The sequence below is a fragment of the Virgibacillus natechei genome (assembly GCF_026013645.1).
Classification (GTDB): domain Bacteria; phylum Bacillota; class Bacilli; order Bacillales; family Amphibacillaceae; genus Virgibacillus_L; species Virgibacillus_L natechei.
The window spans coordinates 281,816-300,217 of record NZ_CP110224.1; the positions used below are offsets into that span (position 1 = coordinate 281,816).

Annotated in this window: 16 protein-coding genes, 1 tRNA gene and 2 rRNA genes; 18 read left to right on the forward strand and 1 reads right to left on the reverse strand. The window is 38.9% G+C overall.

Annotation, left to right across the window (positions count from 1 at the left end):
- The first annotated feature begins 17 nt into the window (after positions 1 to 17).
- The 8 genes from OLD84_RS01770 (at position 18) to OLD84_RS01805 (ending at position 7,577) form a co-directional block, all read left to right on the forward strand.
- Positions 18 to 2,936, forward strand: a 23S ribosomal RNA gene (locus tag OLD84_RS01770).
- A 168-nt stretch (positions 2,937 to 3,104) separates the two neighbouring features.
- Positions 3,105 to 3,220 (forward strand): 5S ribosomal RNA (rrf, locus tag OLD84_RS01775).
- A gap of 138 nt (positions 3,221 to 3,358) precedes the next feature.
- Positions 3,359 to 3,433 (forward strand) — tRNA-Asn (locus tag OLD84_RS01780).
- A 402-nt stretch (positions 3,434 to 3,835) separates the two neighbouring features.
- Positions 3,836 to 4,750 (forward strand): tyrosine-type recombinase/integrase, encoded by a 915-nt coding sequence (locus OLD84_RS01785; protein WP_209463179.1) that lies wholly within the window; start codon positions 3,836 to 3,838, stop codon positions 4,748 to 4,750.
- Positions 4,751 to 4,777: 27 nt separating this feature from the next.
- Positions 4,778 to 4,897 carry an anti-repressor SinI family protein gene (locus OLD84_RS01790; protein WP_245301566.1) on the forward strand — a complete coding sequence of 40 codons (120 nt, stop codon included), beginning with the start codon at positions 4,778 to 4,780 and terminating at the stop codon, positions 4,895 to 4,897.
- 320 nt (positions 4,898 to 5,217) lie between these two features.
- Entirely contained in the window at positions 5,218 to 6,000 is a 783-nt protein-coding gene (locus OLD84_RS01795) for a helix-turn-helix domain-containing protein (RefSeq protein WP_209463178.1), read from the forward strand.
- A gap of 73 nt (positions 6,001 to 6,073) precedes the next feature.
- Positions 6,074 to 6,970 carry a DUF4238 domain-containing protein gene (locus OLD84_RS01800; protein WP_209463177.1) on the forward strand — a complete coding sequence of 299 codons (897 nt, stop codon included), beginning with the start codon at positions 6,074 to 6,076 and terminating at the stop codon, positions 6,968 to 6,970.
- Positions 6,963 to 7,577: a DUF4145 domain-containing protein gene (locus OLD84_RS01805; RefSeq protein WP_209463176.1), complete on the forward strand. Its 615-nt coding sequence runs from the start codon at positions 6,963 to 6,965 to the stop codon at positions 7,575 to 7,577. Before OLD84_RS01800 ends, OLD84_RS01805 begins: the two co-directional genes overlap by 8 nt.
- A gap of 328 nt (positions 7,578 to 7,905) precedes the next feature.
- On the opposite strand, the gene OLD84_RS01810 is transcribed toward OLD84_RS01805, so the two are convergent.
- Positions 7,906 to 8,568 carry an AbiTii domain-containing protein gene (locus OLD84_RS01810; RefSeq protein WP_209463175.1) on the reverse strand — a complete coding sequence of 221 codons (663 nt, stop codon included), beginning with the start codon at positions 8,566 to 8,568 and terminating at the stop codon, positions 7,906 to 7,908.
- Positions 8,569 to 11,886: 3,318 nt separating this feature from the next.
- On the opposite strand from OLD84_RS01810, the gene OLD84_RS19410 reads away from it, so the two are divergent.
- From OLD84_RS19410 to OLD84_RS01855, 10 genes are all read left to right on the forward strand, one after another.
- Positions 11,887 to 12,090 (forward strand): helix-turn-helix domain-containing protein, encoded by a 204-nt coding sequence (locus OLD84_RS19410; protein WP_406724840.1) that lies wholly within the window; start codon positions 11,887 to 11,889, stop codon positions 12,088 to 12,090.
- A 47-nt stretch (positions 12,091 to 12,137) separates the two neighbouring features.
- On the forward strand, positions 12,138 to 12,959 hold the full coding sequence (locus OLD84_RS01815) for a hypothetical protein (protein ID WP_209463173.1): 822 nt from the start codon (positions 12,138 to 12,140) through the stop codon (positions 12,957 to 12,959).
- Between the two features lie 87 nt (positions 12,960 to 13,046).
- Entirely contained in the window at positions 13,047 to 13,655 is a 609-nt protein-coding gene (locus OLD84_RS01820) for an HNH endonuclease domain-containing protein (protein WP_209463172.1), read from the forward strand.
- 90 nt (positions 13,656 to 13,745) lie between these two features.
- Positions 13,746 to 14,345, forward strand: a complete 600-nt coding sequence (locus tag OLD84_RS01825) for a hypothetical protein (protein ID WP_209463171.1) — start codon at positions 13,746 to 13,748, stop codon at positions 14,343 to 14,345.
- 61 nt (positions 14,346 to 14,406) lie between these two features.
- Entirely contained in the window at positions 14,407 to 14,568 is a 162-nt protein-coding gene (locus OLD84_RS01830) for a hypothetical protein (RefSeq protein WP_209463170.1), read from the forward strand.
- A gap of 8 nt (positions 14,569 to 14,576) precedes the next feature.
- A complete protein-coding gene (locus OLD84_RS01835) occupies positions 14,577 to 14,858 on the forward strand; it encodes a hypothetical protein (RefSeq protein ID WP_245301565.1) in 282 nt (93 codons plus the stop codon).
- Positions 14,859 to 14,881: 23 nt separating this feature from the next.
- A complete protein-coding gene (locus OLD84_RS01840) occupies positions 14,882 to 15,283 on the forward strand; it encodes a hypothetical protein (protein ID WP_209463169.1) in 402 nt (133 codons plus the stop codon).
- Positions 15,284 to 15,340: 57 nt separating this feature from the next.
- Positions 15,341 to 15,988 carry an HGGxSTG domain-containing protein gene (locus OLD84_RS01845; protein WP_245301564.1) on the forward strand — a complete coding sequence of 216 codons (648 nt, stop codon included), beginning with the start codon at positions 15,341 to 15,343 and terminating at the stop codon, positions 15,986 to 15,988.
- Between the two features lie 176 nt (positions 15,989 to 16,164).
- The gene (locus tag OLD84_RS01850) at positions 16,165 to 16,350 is read left to right on the forward strand and encodes a hypothetical protein (RefSeq protein WP_209463168.1); all 186 of its coding nucleotides are present in this window, start codon (positions 16,165 to 16,167) and stop codon (positions 16,348 to 16,350) included.
- Positions 16,351 to 16,533: 183 nt separating this feature from the next.
- Positions 16,534 to 18,393, forward strand: a complete 1,860-nt coding sequence (locus OLD84_RS01855) for a DNA methyltransferase (RefSeq protein ID WP_209463167.1) — start codon at positions 16,534 to 16,536, stop codon at positions 18,391 to 18,393.
- Positions 18,394 to 18,402 lie beyond the last annotated feature (9 nt).

Sequence of the window (18,402 nt, forward strand, 5' to 3'; positions counted from 1 at the left end):
ATGAAAACAAGTAACTTAGTTAAGTGAAGAAGAGCGCACGGTGGATGCCTTGGTACGAGGAGCCGAAGAAGGACGGGACTAACGCCGATATGTCTCGGGGAGTTGTAAGTAAACATTGATCCGAGAATTTCCGAATGGGGGAACCCACTGTTCGTAATGGAACAGGACATTTATCTGAATACATAGGATAAATGAGGCAGACCCGGGGAACTGAAACATCTCATTACCCGGAGGAAGAGAAAGCAAATGCGATTTCCCAAGTAGCGGCGAGCGAAACGGAAACAGCCCAAACCAAAGAGCTTGCTCTTTGGGGTTGTAGGACATTCCATTGGAGTTACAAAGAAATGCGTTAGACGAATCGATCTGGAACGATCAGCCATAGAAGGTAAGAGCCCTGTAGTCGAAAAGGCATTTCCTCCGGAGTGTATCCTGAGTACGGCGGAACACGAGAAATTCCGTCGGAATCTGGGAGGACCATCTCCTAAGGCTAAATACTTCCTCGTGACCGATAGTGAACCAGTACCGTGAGGGAAAGGTGAAAAGCACCCCGGAAGGGGAGTGAAATAGAACCTGAAACCGTGCGCTTACAAGTAGTCGAAGCCCGTTAATGGGTGACGGCGTACCTTTTGTAGAATGGACCGGCGAGTTACGATTACATGCAAGGTTAAGTGGAAGACACGGAGCCGCAGCGAAAGCGAGTCTGAACAGGGCGTCTCTAGTATGTGGTCGTAGACCCGAAACCGTGTGATCTACCCATGTCCAGGGTGAAAGTCAGGTAACACTGACCGGAGGCCCGAACCCACGTATGTTGAAAAATGCGGGGATGAGGTGTGGGTAGGGGTGAAATGCCAATCGAACACGGAGATAGCTGGTTCTCTCCGAAATAGCTTTAGGGCTAGCCTCAAGGTTGATTGTACTGGAGGTAGAGCACTGATTGGACGAGGGGCCCTCACCGGGTTACCGAATTCAGTCAAACTCCGAATGCCAGCTACTTTGCCTTGGGAGTCAGACTATGGGTGATAAGGTTCATAGTCGAGAGGGAAACAGCCCAGACCGCCAGCTAAGGTCCCAAAGTATACGTTAAGTGGAAAAGGATGTGGAGTTGCCCAGACAACCAGGATGTTGGCTTAGAAGCAGCCATCATTTAAAGAGTGCGTAATAGCTCACTGGTCGAGTGACTCTGCGCCGAAAATGTACCGGGGCTAAACGTATCACCGAAGCTGCGGATTGTTCTATCGAACAATGGTAGGAGAGCGTTCCAAGTGCTGTGAAGTCAGACCGTGAGGACTGGTGGAGCGCTTGGAAGTGAGAATGCCGGTATGAGTAGCGAAAAAAGAGTGAGAATCTCTTTCACCGAAAGCCTAAGGTTTCCTGAGGAAGGCTCGTCCTCTCAGGGTTAGTCGGGACCTAAGCCGAGGCCGAAAGGCGTAGGCGATGGACAACAGGTAGATATTCCTGTACCACCTCGTGACTGTTTGAGCGATGGGGGGACGCAGTAGGATAAGGAATGCGCACAGATGGAATAGTGCGCCCAAGCAGTGAGAAAGTCGAATAGGCAAATCCGTTCGGCAATTTCAAGCTGTGATGGGGAGGGAAATTGAGTACCGAAGTTCCCGATTTCACACTGCCAAGAAAATCCTCTAGTGAGGTCACAGGTGCCCGTACCGCAAACCGACACAGGTAGGCGAGGAGAGAATCCTAAGGTGAGCGGGAGAACTCTCGTTAAGGAACTCGGCAAAATGACCCCGTAACTTCGGGAGAAGGGGTGCTCACTCGTGAGTGAGCCGCAGTGAATAGGCCCAAGCGACTGTTTATCAAAAACACAGGTCTTTGCGAAGCCGAAAGGCGAAGTATAAGGGCTGACACCTGCCCGGTGCTGGAAGGTTAAGGGGAAGCGTTAGCTTTCGAGCGAAGCGCAGAACCGAAGCCCCAGTAAACGGCGGCCGTAACTATAACGGTCCTAAGGTAGCGAAATTCCTTGTCGGGTAAGTTCCGACCCGCACGAAAGGTGCAACGACTTGGGCACTGTCTCAACGAGAGACCCGGTGAAATTATACGATGTGTGAAGATGCACATTACCCGCGACAGGACGGAAAGACCCCGTGGAGCTTTACTGTAGCCTGATATTGAATGTTGGTATAGCTTGTACAGGATAGGTGGGAGCCTTGGAAACGTGAGCGCTAGCTTACGTGGAGGCATCCGTGGGATACCACCCTGGCTGTACGAACCTTCTAACCCAGGACCGTAATCCGGTTCGGAGACAGTTTCAGGCGGGCAGTTTGACTGGGGCGGTCGCCTCCTAAAAAGTAACGGAGGCGCCCAAAGGTTCCCTCAGAATGGTTGGAAATCATTCGTAGCGTGTAAAGGCACAAGGGAGCTTGACTGCGAGACCTACAAGTCGAGCAGGGACGAAAGTCGGGCTTAGTGATCCGGTGGTACCGCATGGAAGGGCCATCGCTCAACGGATAAAAGCTACCCCGGGGATAACAGGCTTATCTCCCCCAAGAGTTCACATCGACGGGGAGGTTTGGCACCTCGATGTCGGCTCATCGCATCCTGGGGCTGTAGTCGGTCCCAAGGGTTGGGCTGTTCGCCCATTAAAGCGGTACGCGAGCTGGGTTCAGAACGTCGTGAGACAGTTCGGTCCCTATCCGTCGTGGGCGTTGGAAGTTTGAGAGGAGCTGTCCTTAGTACGAGAGGACCGGGATGGACATACCGCTGGTGTACCAGTTGTTCCGCCAGGAGCATGGCTGGGTAGCTACGTATGGCAAGGATAAGTGCTGAAAGCATCTAAGCATGAAGCCCCCCTCAAGATGATACTTCCCATCACTTTAAGTGAGTAAGATCCCTCAGAGACGATGAGGTAGATAGGTTCGAGGTGGAAGCGTGGCGACACGTGCAGCTGACGAATACTAATCGATCGAGGACTTAACTAATTTCTTATTTGATCGGCGTTGATGATACTCTTATTTAGTTTTTAGGGTATAAATGGACAAAAACCCTTGCATTTTAGACAAAAAATGCATATAATAAAACTTGTCCTTATCATAAGGAAGTTCTGTTGATATGTTCACATCCAGTGAATAACACAGAATGACATCAGGTCTGGTGGTAATAGCGGAGAGGTCACACCTGTTCCCATGCCGAACACAGAAGTTAAGCTCTCCAGCGCTGATGGTAGTTGGGGCTTTGCCCCTGCAAGAGTAGGACGTCGCCAGGCTAATATTAACACACTATTTTATTGCATAAAATAGTGTGTTAATGTACATAATAATGCTATTGGGTTATTTTATAGTAGTTTGACTCAAGACGATAAGGTAGAGAAGCAAGTCCTATAATGAAATACGTATTGAATTATTCCACAGTAGCTCAGTGGTAGAGCTATCGGCTGTTAACCGATCGGTCGTAGGTTCGAATCCTACCTGTGGAGCCATTTTTGAAATTACAGCTAGCTTGCTCTTTATTGAGGAAGCATATTTTTATGGAAGAAACTTAAGTTACATACATAGAGTACTTCTTTGGATAAAAAATGTTAAGATTTTATGTGTTGACCGCTTGCAATTTGTTTCAGACCCCTTTATAATGATATCTGTTCGCTTCATAATAAAGCTTTTTTAAAATATGCTTCCATAGCTCAGCAGGTAGAGCACCACCATGGTAAGGTGGGGGTGAAACTTGTTCAGTAAAAGCTTGGAAGGTCAGTATTTAGGGAGCTACTTGGTAAAGGGGTCAGTAACACACCCAAAGCCATAAATTATAACAACTTTACATACAAGGCTGAACTAGCCACTTTCCTTTTGGAGTGAGAACTCTATGAGGAAGGTGGCTTTTTTTAATGTTATTAAGATTTGCTTACAAAGAATTTTACTCAGACAAAGAACTGGAAGGGCTCAGAAAGAGAACGCTGGAAGGTTATACAATGTTTTTTGATATGTTTCTGGATTGGTGCGACCAGAGAGAGCTAAAACATATTGAGGAGGTCACTCCAAGAGTGGTCAAAGGTTTTCTTTCTTATTGCAAGACCGAGAGAGGAAATAACCCCACGAGTTTAAACACAAAGCTAAAATATTTCAGGACCTTTTTCAGCTTCTTAGTTGCTGAGGGGTTGCTTGATAGTAACCCTACAAAGACAATAAAGACAGCAAAAGAGGATATTTCTATACAAAGCTTCTCAGATAGTGAAATAAACCAAATACTTTCCCACCTCAGGAGGAATAAGAGGAAGGAAAATGACTTTCACGCTGTAAGAAATTACTCTATTTTTGTCACTCTATTGGGGACTGGCGTGAGAATTGGTGAGCTGGTTAACCTTAAGTGGTCTGATATTCATTTTAAAGAGGGATATATAACGGTGTTTGGTAAGACCAGAAGGCAAGAAGCAATCCCAATGATCGAGAAGGTAGCCAATGAGCTGGGCTTTTGGAAAAGCTATTGTGAAAGCTCTTTTGATAATCTTAACCCTTATATATTTGTTAATCGACAAAATAAGACAATTACAGTAAACGCTATCAAGTGTTTTTTCAAGCGACTCTCAGCAATTATGGAGATGAAAGGTGTCAGAGTTTCAGCTCATACATTGCGCCATACGTTTGCTAGGAAGTTTATTGAGAATGGTGGAGACGTTTCTGTACTCTCAAGGATTCTCAGACACCAAAACTTACAAACAACTTCAAGGTATTTAAAATTCTTCTCTAACAAGCTGGCTGAGGATAATGACAAGTATAACGCTTTAAGGGATATCAGCTTATGAAGGAGTTATTAATAGGGAGGTTGTTTTATGAAGCATATTAGTGATGGCTGGATAAAATTAATAGTTGAAGCTAAACAGCTGGGACTTACACACTCAGAAGTTAGGGAGATACTTCAAAAGGGAGCTGGCTCAAATGCTAAAGATTAGTAATTCATATGAGTTGCACAAGCTCAGGGAGCAAAAGAAAGTTCTTAAATACTTAATAAAACAAGACACCAGCGAGAAAGATAAAAAGATACACCAAAGAACACTGAAAGAAGTAGAGGAAAAGCTTGAGCAAGTAACAAATAATATAAGGACATGCGAATAAGCAAAATAAAGGAGCTCCCCTTCACAGTTTGGCGACTGAGGGAAGCTCCAGAAACTAATACTAGAGGGGTTTACACGGAAACCCCTCCAAAGCTCATTATAAGGGCTATGGGGGTTTTTTTCAAGTGTACTCCCTCCAATCACTGGAGGAGAAACCAATGGAGGAGTTAAGAGGGCTAGAGACCTTTGAGACGGTTCAAGAAATGGATAACGCTACAAATGAAGCCTTGACATATTTTGACCTTAAGACAAGTGAGAGAGATATACTTTTGAAGCTATCTCAATACTCTTGTAAATTTGTAGGGGTCAGCTATATGAAAGTGAGGAAACTGGCTCAAGAGGTGAAGCTATCAGAGCGCACTGTTAAACGTGCTCTCAAGCGATTGAGTGAGCTTGGTATCATTACAAGGGTAAAGCAATTAAGACCTGTGAGAGGTGGCTGGGGTGCTTCCATAACTGTGATTAACCCCTCTCATTGTCATATCGAGCTGGCACCACGCCCAGAGGAGGAAACTCCAGAGGGGACAAGCTCTAAAGGTGCCAGCTCAAGAAATGAAACTATTTATTTTAAAGCTATCAAGATCATTAAAGAATTACGACAGCCAGAGGGTTTTACTCTTGATTACAGCTATTTAGAAGCTTATGGAGTGCCAGCTCATTTCATTGGTACAGTAAAGCCATTCATAAACCCAGAGGAAGCTTTTTCATTATGGGGAAAAGTACAAGCTTGCTGGAAGAGATATGCTCCAGATGTTACAGATATTCTTGAGCCAGCTATCCAAGCGTTTAAAGCTAGTGTTACAGCTTATAAGTTTAAGCGCATTAAGAGAAGCTTTGGAGCGTACTTCTGGGGGACGCTCAGAGGTGTCTTTACGGTGGAACAAAGAAAGCAATTATCTGCAAGTAACCTATTAGGTTGGAATTGGTTAACAGGGGACTGAGGTCTTGTGTATCTATTCTTTTGGCATATTTGCTATAATCATAGCAAAGGAAATTATAGGGGGGAATTACTTTTTGAACCTACCAATTAAACAGCATATTATACCTAAAACGTATTTAAAACAATTTACTTCAGATGATAAAAATATATGGCTGTTTCAGAAGGATACAAAGCACTTCAGAGAGCAAAGTATTAATAAAGTTCCGATAATAAAGGACTTCTATACTGTTACTGATGAAGAAAATGATGGCAAGAAACTTTATGATTTTGAATACTTTCTGGCAAACGATATAGAGCCACTTTATCAGCTTTATATCGAACAGTTACAACGAGGAAAACTGTTGAGCGAATTAGAGAAAAATCATTTTGCTTTTTTTGTGTCATCCCAAAAGTTAAGGTCAGTAAGCATGAAGGATAAAATAATAAAAGAAATTGAAAGAGCTTTTAAGTATGGTGAAGCTGGTGAGTGGTTTGATAAAACTTCAATTGAACAGTTTACCCAACATTTTTATGAGGATGGAAAGGAAATTACATACGAGGAGTTTCTCGAAAAGTCTGAGGGAAATTTGGATGAGATTCCATTGGATATTAGTAAAGATTGTTTTGTTCAATTCTTACCTGAGAAAATGAAGGATTTTGCTGAAACGCTAGCTTCTCAGAATTGGAGCTATCTCAGAGCACCTAAAGGTAGATGCTTTATTACTTCTGACAATCCAGTTATTTTAGATAATGAGATTGGTGATTCTACTTTTCCCTTTAAAGGTGGTATTTTCCCGTTAACTACACAGTTAGCACTCAATATTAATTCTTTAGAAGAAAAATTTAGGGTAGTAGGTGCTAAGGAGTTAAGAAAAATTAATCAGCAAATAATAAGAAATTTTGATAGATTTGTATTCTCCCATAATGAAGGTATTCTAAGAAGTAATATTAAGAAGAACTCACGTTTAATGGAGGTGACTAAATATGTCTGAAAAGGTTGTACTTACTTGCCCACACTGTGGAAATAAAACCCTTATGAAAACACTTAATAGTTATGTGAAAGGAACAGAAACCCCTATGGGTTATGATGAATTATTTCAAGCAACAGATACTTTTGAGGTATTTGAGTGCCCTGTCTGTGAGGGCTTCCACTTGTTTCATACTCACATGAACTCTGAAGATTATCACCATTACCCAGCAGATTATGACCCTTATGAAGATGGTGAGGTTTTATACCCTGCCTCTGAAAAGGTAAAATTAAATGGATTGCCTTCTAGTATTAAAAGTGCTTATGAGTCAGCTTTAAAGGTGCAAAACATTGATGATACTGTTTGTACAATTGCTTTAAGAAGAACGCTTGAAATGGTATGCAAGGATAAAGGGGCTGTTAGGGGTTCGCTTTATGACAAGCTTAATGAGTTGCAAGAACAGGGGATTTTGCCCCCATTGATGGGAGACATTTCAAAGGTAATAAAGGATTTTGGGAATATGGCTGCTCATGGTGACCCAGTTACATTCAATAAGTATATGGTAGAAAGTATGTTTAGGTTTACCAACAAAATACTCGAATATATATATATATTCTCCCCAAAGAAATGAAGAGTGCAAGGCAAGAAATAGAGTTGCTAACTGGTAAAGGTAGTCACACTCCACCTTCCAAAAAATAACTAAAAAGAGACCTTTGAACTGGGTCTCTCTAACTGTTTATCATTAAATTTGAGTGTATATTATTGAAATAGTTTTTCTATCCAAATAACAATATCTTTCCAAAATGAGAATAACATGATAAACCCTACAAGTAACCCAGTGATAATGGAGATAATTATAGGGTGTCTAGTTGCAAAGTTTCCCTTTGGAGGTTGACTATTATTGTTTCCAATTACTGAGTTTTTTATCTTATTTTTATCCCCGATTTTAATACTCATCATTACTCACCACGATTTCCAACCTCACTAGACTTTATGTTGTTATTGTCTCCAATTTCAATAGATTGGTCATAAATAATATTAATAATGTTTTGCTCAATATTTTCAGTGTTAGTTTCCTCAGAGAAAACATCAAGAGAATCTAAATTTCCATAGTCTTTTTCTATCGTTAAAATAATACTGGTTAGTTTACTTTTTATGTTTGCTAATATGCTATAAACTTGGTTTATGTTAACTTTATAACTCATTTTTAGAATCTCAATTTCTTGTGTGAGAATGCTTTTATAATACACAGTTGGTACGATATTTTCAATTGTACTCTTGGTTTCTAATAAATTTGTTATTCCCAACAAACTATCTGTTAGATATATTTTTCGGATATTTTCATTTACAGAAAACTCGACAGAGCTGACAGGAATCACACAATCTTTATATGTGTGTATTACATAATTACTTGAATAATTATAATCTCCATATGGTTGACCTGTAAGAATTCTATATCGTGGTACGTCTTCCTCTTTTTCATATCCCTCAATTTCACTATCAATCCATTTATTAATTTCAGTGTTATTTAAATCGAATAAAATAACCTTCATTCTCATAAGTACACTCTCAATGTTATTATCACTATTTACTAAGTCAATTAATATTTGACTCCTAGCCATACTTTTCCCCTCCATATTCTCTCTCTATTATAATTCAACAAATCTTATGTTATCCTCTTTATTATATATTAAAAGACCAAACGCCACACTCATTAGAATTACTGTAAGTAATTATCCCATCAATCAAGCACAATAAGAAATGAGGTGTAAGCCCTTGAGCTGGCTTAACCTGGCATATGCTTATAATGAGTGCTAGGGTGGTATTTAATCGAGCAGGCTAATGAGCACGCTATAAAGTACACTCTGAGGGCTTATGTGAGTCCAAGAATGTTAACCCAGTATGTAAGTAAAAAAAGAAGGTAAATAAAAAGGGTGTAATTTGTGAGCTGGTGCTTGTTTGATTGAGCTTGTAAGGGAACTCACTGGGAGAGTTATGAGCTGGAACGGATAAGGGACACTCACCAGAGAGCTCTCCAGCGTACTATTAGAGGGCTCTAATGGTTTAACTTGATGGGGTGGCTGTTGGTTTACTCCCTAGCATACTAACGGTAAAACCTCCACCCCGACAGACTCCCTTTTGAGTAATAAATACTTTGAACAATGTGTAAAGGTATATTACTTTACACTTATAACGCCATACACCCCAACAGTTTTACTCTGTAAAGTTAAATAGCTTGACACTTATAAGGGCACTCGCCAGACCCCTAAGAGGACACCAATAAGCCACCTCACCAGAAATTTATATAACTCTGATAAGCCACTCACTGAGTAAGCTCTTAAGAGACCACTTTTCTCATACTTTCCACCCTCTGGAGACCACTTCCCAGCACTCAATGGAGAGTAAGCCTTGATTTAGAGCCATTTAGTAAACCACTTTCTTCATAGGGAAGGGGTCTATTGATAAGCTAGCTCATAAGTGCGATTGATAAGACCGACTTACAACCACCTCATGGCATGAGTAACTCCTCGAAAGTGAAACTAATTAAGCATACCTCTAGGAGTACATATGAGCACGATCAAGAGCTTATACCTTACTGCTAATGTATTTGTGTGGTAAATCGTAAGTATCACTGTGAGAGCCCTCTATGGGCTTATTGTGGTATCCACCTCATTTCTTTATATGCTTGACTGAGGAGATACACCTCATAGAAAGCCATATAAAACACGCTGAGAGCTTTCCTTATCAGTCGAATATTAGAGGACTCACCAGAGAGTTCCCTCCTTTGGAGGTCTATGAGCCAACTCATAAGATACTAGAGAACTCATAACAGACAATAGCCATAGAAGTTCATATAAGCCACTCTTGATAGTTTACCTCTCCATCTTAATGTTATAAGCCCTTACTGATACAGCCAGCTCATAAGATACAAGAGGGAACAGCCAAGGAGTAAGCTGATAAGTCACCATGAGGAAACACCAGACAGCACACCACTAGAGCTCATAGAAGGGGGCTGGTGAGGTGCTGTCTGGTTGTTCTTTGTGGCTTGTATTGCATGATAAGGAAACGCTTGAGAGGGCTCTAAGGAACTGGCTCAAAGGCTGGAGAGAGTGGGAGCTAATGGGAACAACTCAAGAATTATAAGGGGTGGGGGGGGAGCTCACACACACACTTAGACATTTACAGAAAACATGAGGGGGAATAATTTTTTTATTAAATATTTTGGTTAAATTAATTACTCTCTGGAGAGTATTCTCTTGAGTACGCTGGAGAGCCCTATAATTAAGCCAACTCATAGCCACCCAGAGAACTCACTGGAGAGTTTAAACCGCATAACACCAGCGAATAGTTAACACCTCACAGCTCCCCTAGTGAGTGCACTCAAAAGCTCCACTTCATAGTGCACAAAAGAAACCAGCTCAAGGATAAAACTATATTTTATTTATTAAAAATAGAAGTTTACTATTGAGAGTGTAAAATATTTTTATTTGTTGTTATACCAGTAGTTTAACTGTATCATTAATGCTTTTTTATGCTATTTCACTACACACTTTCTTAGTATTGTTAAGTGATTAACGCTTTAACAGTACACTGATGAGTTAAACTAAAGAATTGAGCTACATAAAAGATATAAATAATAAAAAGAAAGTAACTAAAGAGAATAACCAAAGAGTTAAAAAATAGTAGTACCACCTCAATATAAAGATATATAAAACATAACTACCACTAAAGAAGTAACTAAAGAATTAAACTAATAGCGACATAAATAATTATTAATAGCATTATATGAGGTGGACAATAAGAGTTAAGCCAATAGCTCCCCCCTCAAGTGCTCCCACTAGCAACCCCTTGAGCCAGTTTTACAATAGTGTAATAAGACTCAAGTGAGACAGTAGGTGTCAAACCCTTGGGGCTCTAAGCGTTAACCCCCTTTTATTCAAGTGCATATTTGATACTGGGAAGGCTCATCAAGTGCATATTTGATACTGGGATAGCTCCCCCTCAAGTGCTTTCACTAATAACCCTATGAGCTTGGCGTTTTTGTCGTAGACAAGAACAAGATAATCATTTTACCTTAAAAGCAGGATAAAGCCAGTCATGACAAGGGTTTAACCTGCTTTTAATACCCTCGGTTTCAAAGTCAATATTTATAACTGGTGGGGGTACTATTCGATACATACCCAGCCATAATTATAAAAGTTGCACGCCATTAAAGTCCCCTATGAGCCAGCAACCCATTAGAAGCATTTAAAGAGTCCTCTCAGCGTTTTTAATCCTTCAAGGTAAAACTCCCTTGCTATAACCCAAAGACACTCATGATCCCCACTCTGAGCTTCATAATATAACTTTCCCCATGAAAAGGGTATGAATTTTTACATATAGCTGAAAGCCAAAAGAGCCAACCCACTAAACACTTGGCTGATAATGTTTAGTAGAGGGACAAAAAGTAAGACAACTAGAATAAAAGGGAGATAGAAAAATAAAATTAAAATTGTTAAATACTTAGAGCCCCAAGGGTTACAGCGTTTTAACTACCCCTGAAATAGCCAAAATGAGCGTTTTTAGTACACGCTTTCCTAATAATGTTTAGTAGAGGGACAAATAAAAGGAAAATAATCAGCACTTGTTTTATAGCAACTCCCTATTTCTCTAGGTTTTCTCTTATCCTGTTTATTACCTTTATAGCCCCAAGCCAGCTATCAAAATAATGGCTCTAATAAATCATGCTTCTCTCTCCTAAGTTTGAAGCTAAGTGATTGAGCTTGCCACGACCTCCAAGGGAGCGAGCGAGCCAACTAACTCACCTAATAATCATTTCTTCCGTTATATTTTATTTTGATGTAAGAATATCTCCCTTGAGCTAGCTTAACAGCTGGCTACTTTATTGGGGGTTAGATAACAAAATTAAACAACTAATAAGGAGGTTAAAACCCATGTATATGTTAAGAAACAACCTACACAGCTTGTTAGACTCCAAAGGGGTATCTCAGTACCAACTAGCTGATAAATTAAACGTAAGCCCCCCCGCGATAAGCAGACTAGTTAACGCTAGGGGAATGAGCCCCCAATGGATTGAGAGAATTTCTAATGAACTACAAGTGGAGGATATAAGCAAAATAGTAAGCATTGTAAAAGTAAAGTAATGAGAAGACAACTTGCAAAGCTCCTCTGAGGAGCAGGAGGAAGGGAAATGAATGAGGGGTTTTACGATTTAACAGTCAGAGAGATAACTGAGCAAGGTGGAACAGTAATAACACCAGTAGAAGTTGAAAGAAGGCAAGCTTACAAGAAAAGAAACAAGCTTATTGATTCAGATAAAAGGTATTTCACACAAATAAATGATAAGGGGTGCTCAATGGTGGTAAATACATTGACTTTAACTCAAGCTGGGACGCTTCTTAGTATGTTTGCTTATATGGAGGAGGGCTCAAGTGGCTATCTATATTTTAATAGCAAGCGATTGAGTTTAAAAGATTTCTCTAAGCTAATTAACAAGGGATACGATAGCACTAAAAGAAACGTTACTGAGTTGGTAAACCTTGGATATATTACAGCTCATAAGAGTGGAAAAACGACCCACTACTCAATTAATACACAACTGGCAACAAGAGGAAAAGCGACTGGAGAGGGCTTCTTTTCGAGGGTGTTTATTGTTCAACTAAGAGAGGTCATAAGAAAGGGCAAGCTTCAAGAGCTGGGATTATTCATGAATTTACTCCCACACTTTAACACTAGAGCTTATGTGGTATGTAACAACCCCCATGAGTTGGAGCTTAATGATATTGAGCTATTGAATAGAGAGCGAATAGCTGAAATTACTGGCTTAAGCTTACCAACTGTAAAAAGACTTATTCCAAGTATGATGAGAAATGGCTTATTGACTGGTGTAAAGACTTGGAGAACAGCTATTATTTTACACCCTAAGTTAGTGAGCAGACAACTGAAAAAGGTAACTCTTGAGGACGTAACTGACATTATAGAGAATGAGTTAAACAAAAAGCGTGACTGGTAACAAAAGAGCTTGAAATAAGTTACTGAAAAGGAAACACTGAGGGGAACAAAAGGCTCTCAGAAGGCAAAAGGGAGAGTGAAATAAATTATGAAATACGAAGTTAAAGAAACAAGAGTAAAGCAATTCGAGTTATTAAAAAATGGTGTGGTTATACAGAAAGAGTGTCGTACTTGCAGAGAGTTAAAACTAATTGAGGGCTTTCCAAAATATTCAGTTGGAACAACTAGACCAGATTGTAAAGAGTGCTGGAAGGAGAAACAAAAGCAATATATGGACTCAATTAAGGATAGAAGGAAGGTTTACAAAAATAGGGAAAGAGCAGTTAAACTCAACGCTCCAGATAACTATTCTCTTAAGGACTATGAGGAACTTAAAGAGGTCTCTGGTGGGTATTGCATGATAAGCAAAGAAAAGGTTGATAACCTACAAGTTGACCACTTCATTCCACTGTCAAATAAATTTGGATTAGGAAGCATTAAAGGAAACTTGATTTTAGTTTCTGAGGAGGTAAACCGATCAAAAGGGGATATGGGCTTATTAGAGTTTATGTATAGTGAACGCTCAAGGGGGCTTATTGATTTTGACCAGCTCAAAGATACACTTAATTATTTAGCTCAAGCCAATGGAATGGAGTTAAATGATTATATTCAATTAGTGCAAGGAATTGATGAAATGAACAAAGCTTCCAAGAAATAACTGGTGATAAAAACCAAAATGAAACACGCTTGCTCTTAACTGAGGAAGCTTATTTGAGTTACAAAAAAACTAATGGAGAGTGATTATAAAATGGGACTATTTACAAGAGAAAACGAACGCACAAAATTAATGCAAGAGAGAGACGCACTTCAAAAGGAAGACCAGAGCTTACAAACTAAAGCAACCAAAATTAATAACGCTATTCAAATGGCTGAGACAGAAGCCATGCTGGAAGGTACAAAGACAGCTGAAAGCAAAGTTAGTAAGTTTAAAAAGGGACTCCAGCAGACCCAAAAGGAACAACAAGAGCTTACAAAGAAAGCTGAAAAGATAGGGGAAAAGCTTGGAGCTCTTAACGCTGAAAAGAATAAGGAAGAACTTGAGGAGATTGCTAATAGTGATATAGACAGCTATAGGGAATTTAAGATAGCCAATGAGCTAGAAAAGAAGCTCGATTACTTTGTTAGATATGAGCTCCCAGAGATTGCTCCAGCAAGTAACTCGGCAGAAGGATATAAACCAAAAGGGTTACTTTACAAAGCAGGGGTTGAAGCTGGTTACTTTTCGCCCACAGACCCAGCAGAAAAGCCATTAAAAGAGCTATGGGAAACCAAAAAAGTGCAAGCTGACAAGGAAGCTCTTAAGAAGGTTGAGCAAGTAATGGAACAGCTAAGAAAAATTACAGAATAATAACAGCCGGGGGGGAGCTTGACTCCCCTTGAAATAAATTAAAACTTGGGAGGGAGGAGCATTGAAACTAGGGAGAGAGAAGCCACTTATAAGCATTGAGGAACAACGTGAATGGCTAGAGCATGAGAGCCAATTCAGAAGGAGCATGATGGAGCTCACGCTGAGACAAATAGAAATAGATTGCAAGCTCAATAGTTGCAGTAACAAGAAAGAAGCAAAGTAAGGGGGCTCTTGGAGCTGGCTGGATTCTTGCAAAAGACCAGAAAGCCAGCTCAGAGGTCTTTTTATTATGGAGGTGCTGAGGTGAGCAATATAAAAACTAATTATAAGGACTTATTAAGCACTTATGATACAGCTTCAAAGCATTATGAGGAGACTGGCTCAATGAGACTATTAAAGCACACTCTGGAGAACTTGGAGAGCTTTGAGAGGTCTTTTATAGAGTGTTATTCACTAGGGAAGCTCATGGAGTTACAAAGTGAGCTCAGTGCTCAAGAAATGGTAATAGTTTAATTAAAAATGGAGGTGGAGAGATTATGGCAATAACAAAAGCAGAAGGCAAGAGACTAGACCAATTAATAAGCAAGGCTCTGGATAGTATGGAGTCTTTGAGTGTCTCTGATGTGAACGAGCTTCAAGGTATTCTAAAGAAGCTGGAGAAGGCTAGGAAAGAAGCGAAAGAAAAAGAGTCACACTCAGAGCTAATTAATATAGCTGTTCAAATGCGAAATATTGAGCTGGCTCTTAGAAAGAATAAGGAAAAAGAAAAGGAATTTAATAAGCTGACTGGCTCAGAGAAACTTAAGGAGCTAAGCCCCAAGCTGGATAAGCTGGAAAGCTCTAAAGGATTAAAAGAGCTCAAGGAAAAACAAGACTTTGAGGAGTCTTACAATGAGCACGCTAAAAAGTTTGGAAACGACCCACTAACATGGGGGTAACAAAACAGCTTACTAATTGTAGGCTTTTTTTAATGAAAAAATAAGGGGGTGCTTATATTGGTAAAAGGAAACAAAGGAGGGCGACCCTTCAAAGAAACCCCAGGGTTAACAGAAGTGATTAAACAAGCTGAGAAGGCAAAGGGTGAGGGTAATGAGGAGGAGCTTAAAAAACTAAAAAAGCAACTCAAGAAACAGCATACTGTTTGTGGTGCTGTAATGGGTAATGACAAGGTTTGTATGAGAAAGCCAATAAGTGATAATGGACGTTGCCAGATTCATGGGGGCAACTCAAAAGGACAAACAACCGAGGAGGGGAGAAAAAAAGCTATGGCTAATTTAAGTAATAAAAACAGTTTGATTCATGGGGCATACTCAAAGAATTTCAAGGATAATTTAACCAAAGAAGAAGTAGGGTTTTATAATGCTACTATTGACTGGTTTTTCGAGAACTTTGAAACAGATACAGACCCTATTAATTTAACCTTACTGGATAGATTTATAATAAACTTTCTCAAGCAAGCACGTAAAGACTCAGTGGACTTCTTAAGTGAAACTCAGAGCTATAACGATTTTGAGGTAAAAATGATTCGATTCTCTGAGTCGCTAGGACTTAATAAAAAGTTTAAAGACAGCAAAGAAAACAAAGATAATACAAGCCAGTCTGATATTGCTTTATTACTTAGTAACATGAACAACAATCAATAGCTGGCTCACTAGGCTCCCTCTGGAGCTTATTTGAGGTGGTAACAATACAAGAAGGATAGAACTGGAATGGGGAGAGCGCAGAAAGCTAACAGCTGGAGCTTTCCCCTCTGATGCCTTCTTCATTAAATTTATGAGGTGGTTTTATTGTTTAAAAGCTATGAGTTTGACTCAAACTGATGATTGAGCTTAAGGACGGATACAAGCTAAGCTCTCCAGAGGTAAAACAAGCTATTGATGAGCTATTACAAGAGAAAAGTTGTGAGTTGGCTATTGTCTTAGAGCGTGGAGAAGCTAAAACACTAAGAAATGAAAAGACTGTCAATGTTGAGGACCTTATGAGGGGACCAATAAAGGGTGGATAATCCAAGAGAAGTAAAGCTATGGCTAATAAAGCTCTAAGAGGAGAGCAATAACAAAGGAACACTGAGAGAGATGGCTATTGAACTGGCTCTTTTTTTATAGTTAAATTAATGTATTGTAAAAATTAAACATGTTTTTATGTTATCTTTAGTATTAAGGTGAATGTTTTTTAAAGGAGAGTAGTTATGCAAAATCTATTGAATGACTTTATTCAAGTAATAAGAAATGATGAACGATTAGTAATTGATGGATATATAAATAAAGCAAAGATTGAGGATTTAGCATTAAACCTAGATTCAGCTTTCTTAAAATTGTTAATGGATCATGAGGGACTAAAAAAACACTTTTTCCAAGAAGTTGGTAATGTTCTTGTGTTTGATAAAGTGAAATTTCAACGCTTTATTACTAATAAGTCCTTCCTTCCAGATAGTTATACTTCCTACAAAAATAAAATAGGTTTAATTAACACAGAAAATCAATTTATTTCACAGTCTAAGAATGTTTCATTAGTATTTCCTCATAAAGATTGTGTACTTGAAGGTGGACAAGCGGAAGAGGAAGCAAAAAGAAATGAAATTTTTTGGAATGAGCTTCTTGCACCGGACCAAATTGATCAAATTTTAGCACCAAAAGTATTAACAAATTTTAAAAGATATGATGAAAATGGTATTCATAAGGTCGAAAACATTTCAATTAACGATAACTTATTTATAAAAGGAAATAATTTAATAGCTTTACATTCTTTAAAGGAAGTTTATGCGGGGAAAGTTAAAGTTATTTACATTGACCCACCATACAATACGGAGAATGATACTTTCATGTACAATGATACCTTTACTCATTCTACATGGCTGACATTCATGAAAAACAGACTTGAAATAGCAAAAAAACTATTAAGTCCAGATGGAGTCTTATTTATAAATACTGACGAAATAGAACATGCATATTTGAAAGTTCTATGTGATGAAATCTTTGATAGGGAAAATTTTGTTGGTGACCTTATTTGGAAAAAAAGAAAAGGTGGAGGTAATGATTCAACTTACCTTGCTTTAGACCATGATTATATTTTGGTTTATGCTAAAAACAAAAGTAAAGATGTTCACAAGAAAAAATGGAGGGTTCCATATACTCCAGAATACTTAGAAAGATATAAAGAAGTAGACAAAGATAATGGTCGAAGATATTACTGGGATACTCTTTCAAGAGGTGGTCTACAAAGTCCAATTGCTGTTGAGCTTGATTGTCCAGATGGTACTAAAATTACTATAAACTCGCAAAAATCAAAGAAAACTATTTTAGAGGAACTTGAGAAAGGTTTAGTTAGGATTACTAAGACTCGTAATGGTTGGACAGTTCACCATAGAGTCTACGAACCAGAAGAGGGAAAAGTTCTACGTTCAATATTAGACAATGTAGGAACAAATAAAACAGCAAAAGATGAAATAGAAGCATTATTTAATGACGATAAAGCTTTCAAACACCCTAAACCAGAGCAACTATTACAAACGCTTATAACTTTAGCTTCTGAAGAGGGAGACCTCGTTATGGACTTCTTTGTTGGTAGTGGAACCACAGCAGCTGTTGCTCACAAATTAAAACGACAATATATTGCGATAGAACAGTTAGATTATATAGAAGATATTACAATTAAAAGATTGCAAAAGGTTGTTGAAGGAGAACAAGGTGGTGTTTCAGAAGAGTTTAATTGGAACGGTGGAGCTTCTTTTATTTATTGTGAATTAAGCAAACTGAACCAGCTCTGGATAGATAAAGTTATGGAAACTAAACAAGAAAATGATTTAATAGATATATGGCACAAAATGCAAGATGAAGCTTTCTTAAGCTATAAAATTAACCTAAAAGATATTGACGAGAGTAAAAATGATTTTCAAGAACTTTCATTTGATGACAAAAAGAAATTTTTAATAGAAGTTCTTGATAAAAACCTTTTGAATTTAAGTTATTCAGAAATTGAAGATGAGGATTTTGAGGTTAGTGAGGAAGATAAGATACTAAATGAAAAATTCTATTCATTAAAGGACTGATAAATATAA

What these genes read in the sequence shown, in the direction of transcription:
- OLD84_RS01785 (WP_209463179.1), top strand. Translation starts at nt 3,836, where the DNA reads ATGTTATTAAGATTTGCTTACAAAGAATTTTACTCAGACAAAGAACTG.
- OLD84_RS01790 (WP_245301566.1), top strand. Translation starts at nt 4,778, where the DNA reads ATGAAGCATATTAGTGATGGCTGGATAAAATTAATAGTTGAAGCTAAA.
- OLD84_RS01795 (WP_209463178.1), top strand. Translation starts at nt 5,218, where the DNA reads ATGGAGGAGTTAAGAGGGCTAGAGACCTTTGAGACGGTTCAAGAAATG.
- OLD84_RS01805 (WP_209463176.1), top strand. Translation starts at nt 6,963, where the DNA reads ATGTCTGAAAAGGTTGTACTTACTTGCCCACACTGTGGAAATAAAACC.
- OLD84_RS01810 (WP_209463175.1), bottom strand. Translation starts at nt 8,568, where the DNA reads ATGGCTAGGAGTCAAATATTAATTGACTTAGTAAATAGTGATAATAAC.
- OLD84_RS19410 (WP_406724840.1), top strand. Translation starts at nt 11,887, where the DNA reads ATGTTAAGAAACAACCTACACAGCTTGTTAGACTCCAAAGGGGTATCT.
- OLD84_RS01815 (WP_209463173.1), top strand. Translation starts at nt 12,138, where the DNA reads ATGAATGAGGGGTTTTACGATTTAACAGTCAGAGAGATAACTGAGCAA.
- OLD84_RS01820 (WP_209463172.1), top strand. Translation starts at nt 13,047, where the DNA reads ATGAAATACGAAGTTAAAGAAACAAGAGTAAAGCAATTCGAGTTATTA.
- OLD84_RS01825 (WP_209463171.1), top strand. Translation starts at nt 13,746, where the DNA reads ATGGGACTATTTACAAGAGAAAACGAACGCACAAAATTAATGCAAGAG.
- OLD84_RS01840 (WP_209463169.1), top strand. Translation starts at nt 14,882, where the DNA reads ATGGCAATAACAAAAGCAGAAGGCAAGAGACTAGACCAATTAATAAGC.
- OLD84_RS01850 (WP_209463168.1), top strand. Translation starts at nt 16,165, where the DNA reads ATGATTGAGCTTAAGGACGGATACAAGCTAAGCTCTCCAGAGGTAAAA.
- OLD84_RS01855 (WP_209463167.1), top strand. Translation starts at nt 16,534, where the DNA reads ATGCAAAATCTATTGAATGACTTTATTCAAGTAATAAGAAATGATGAA.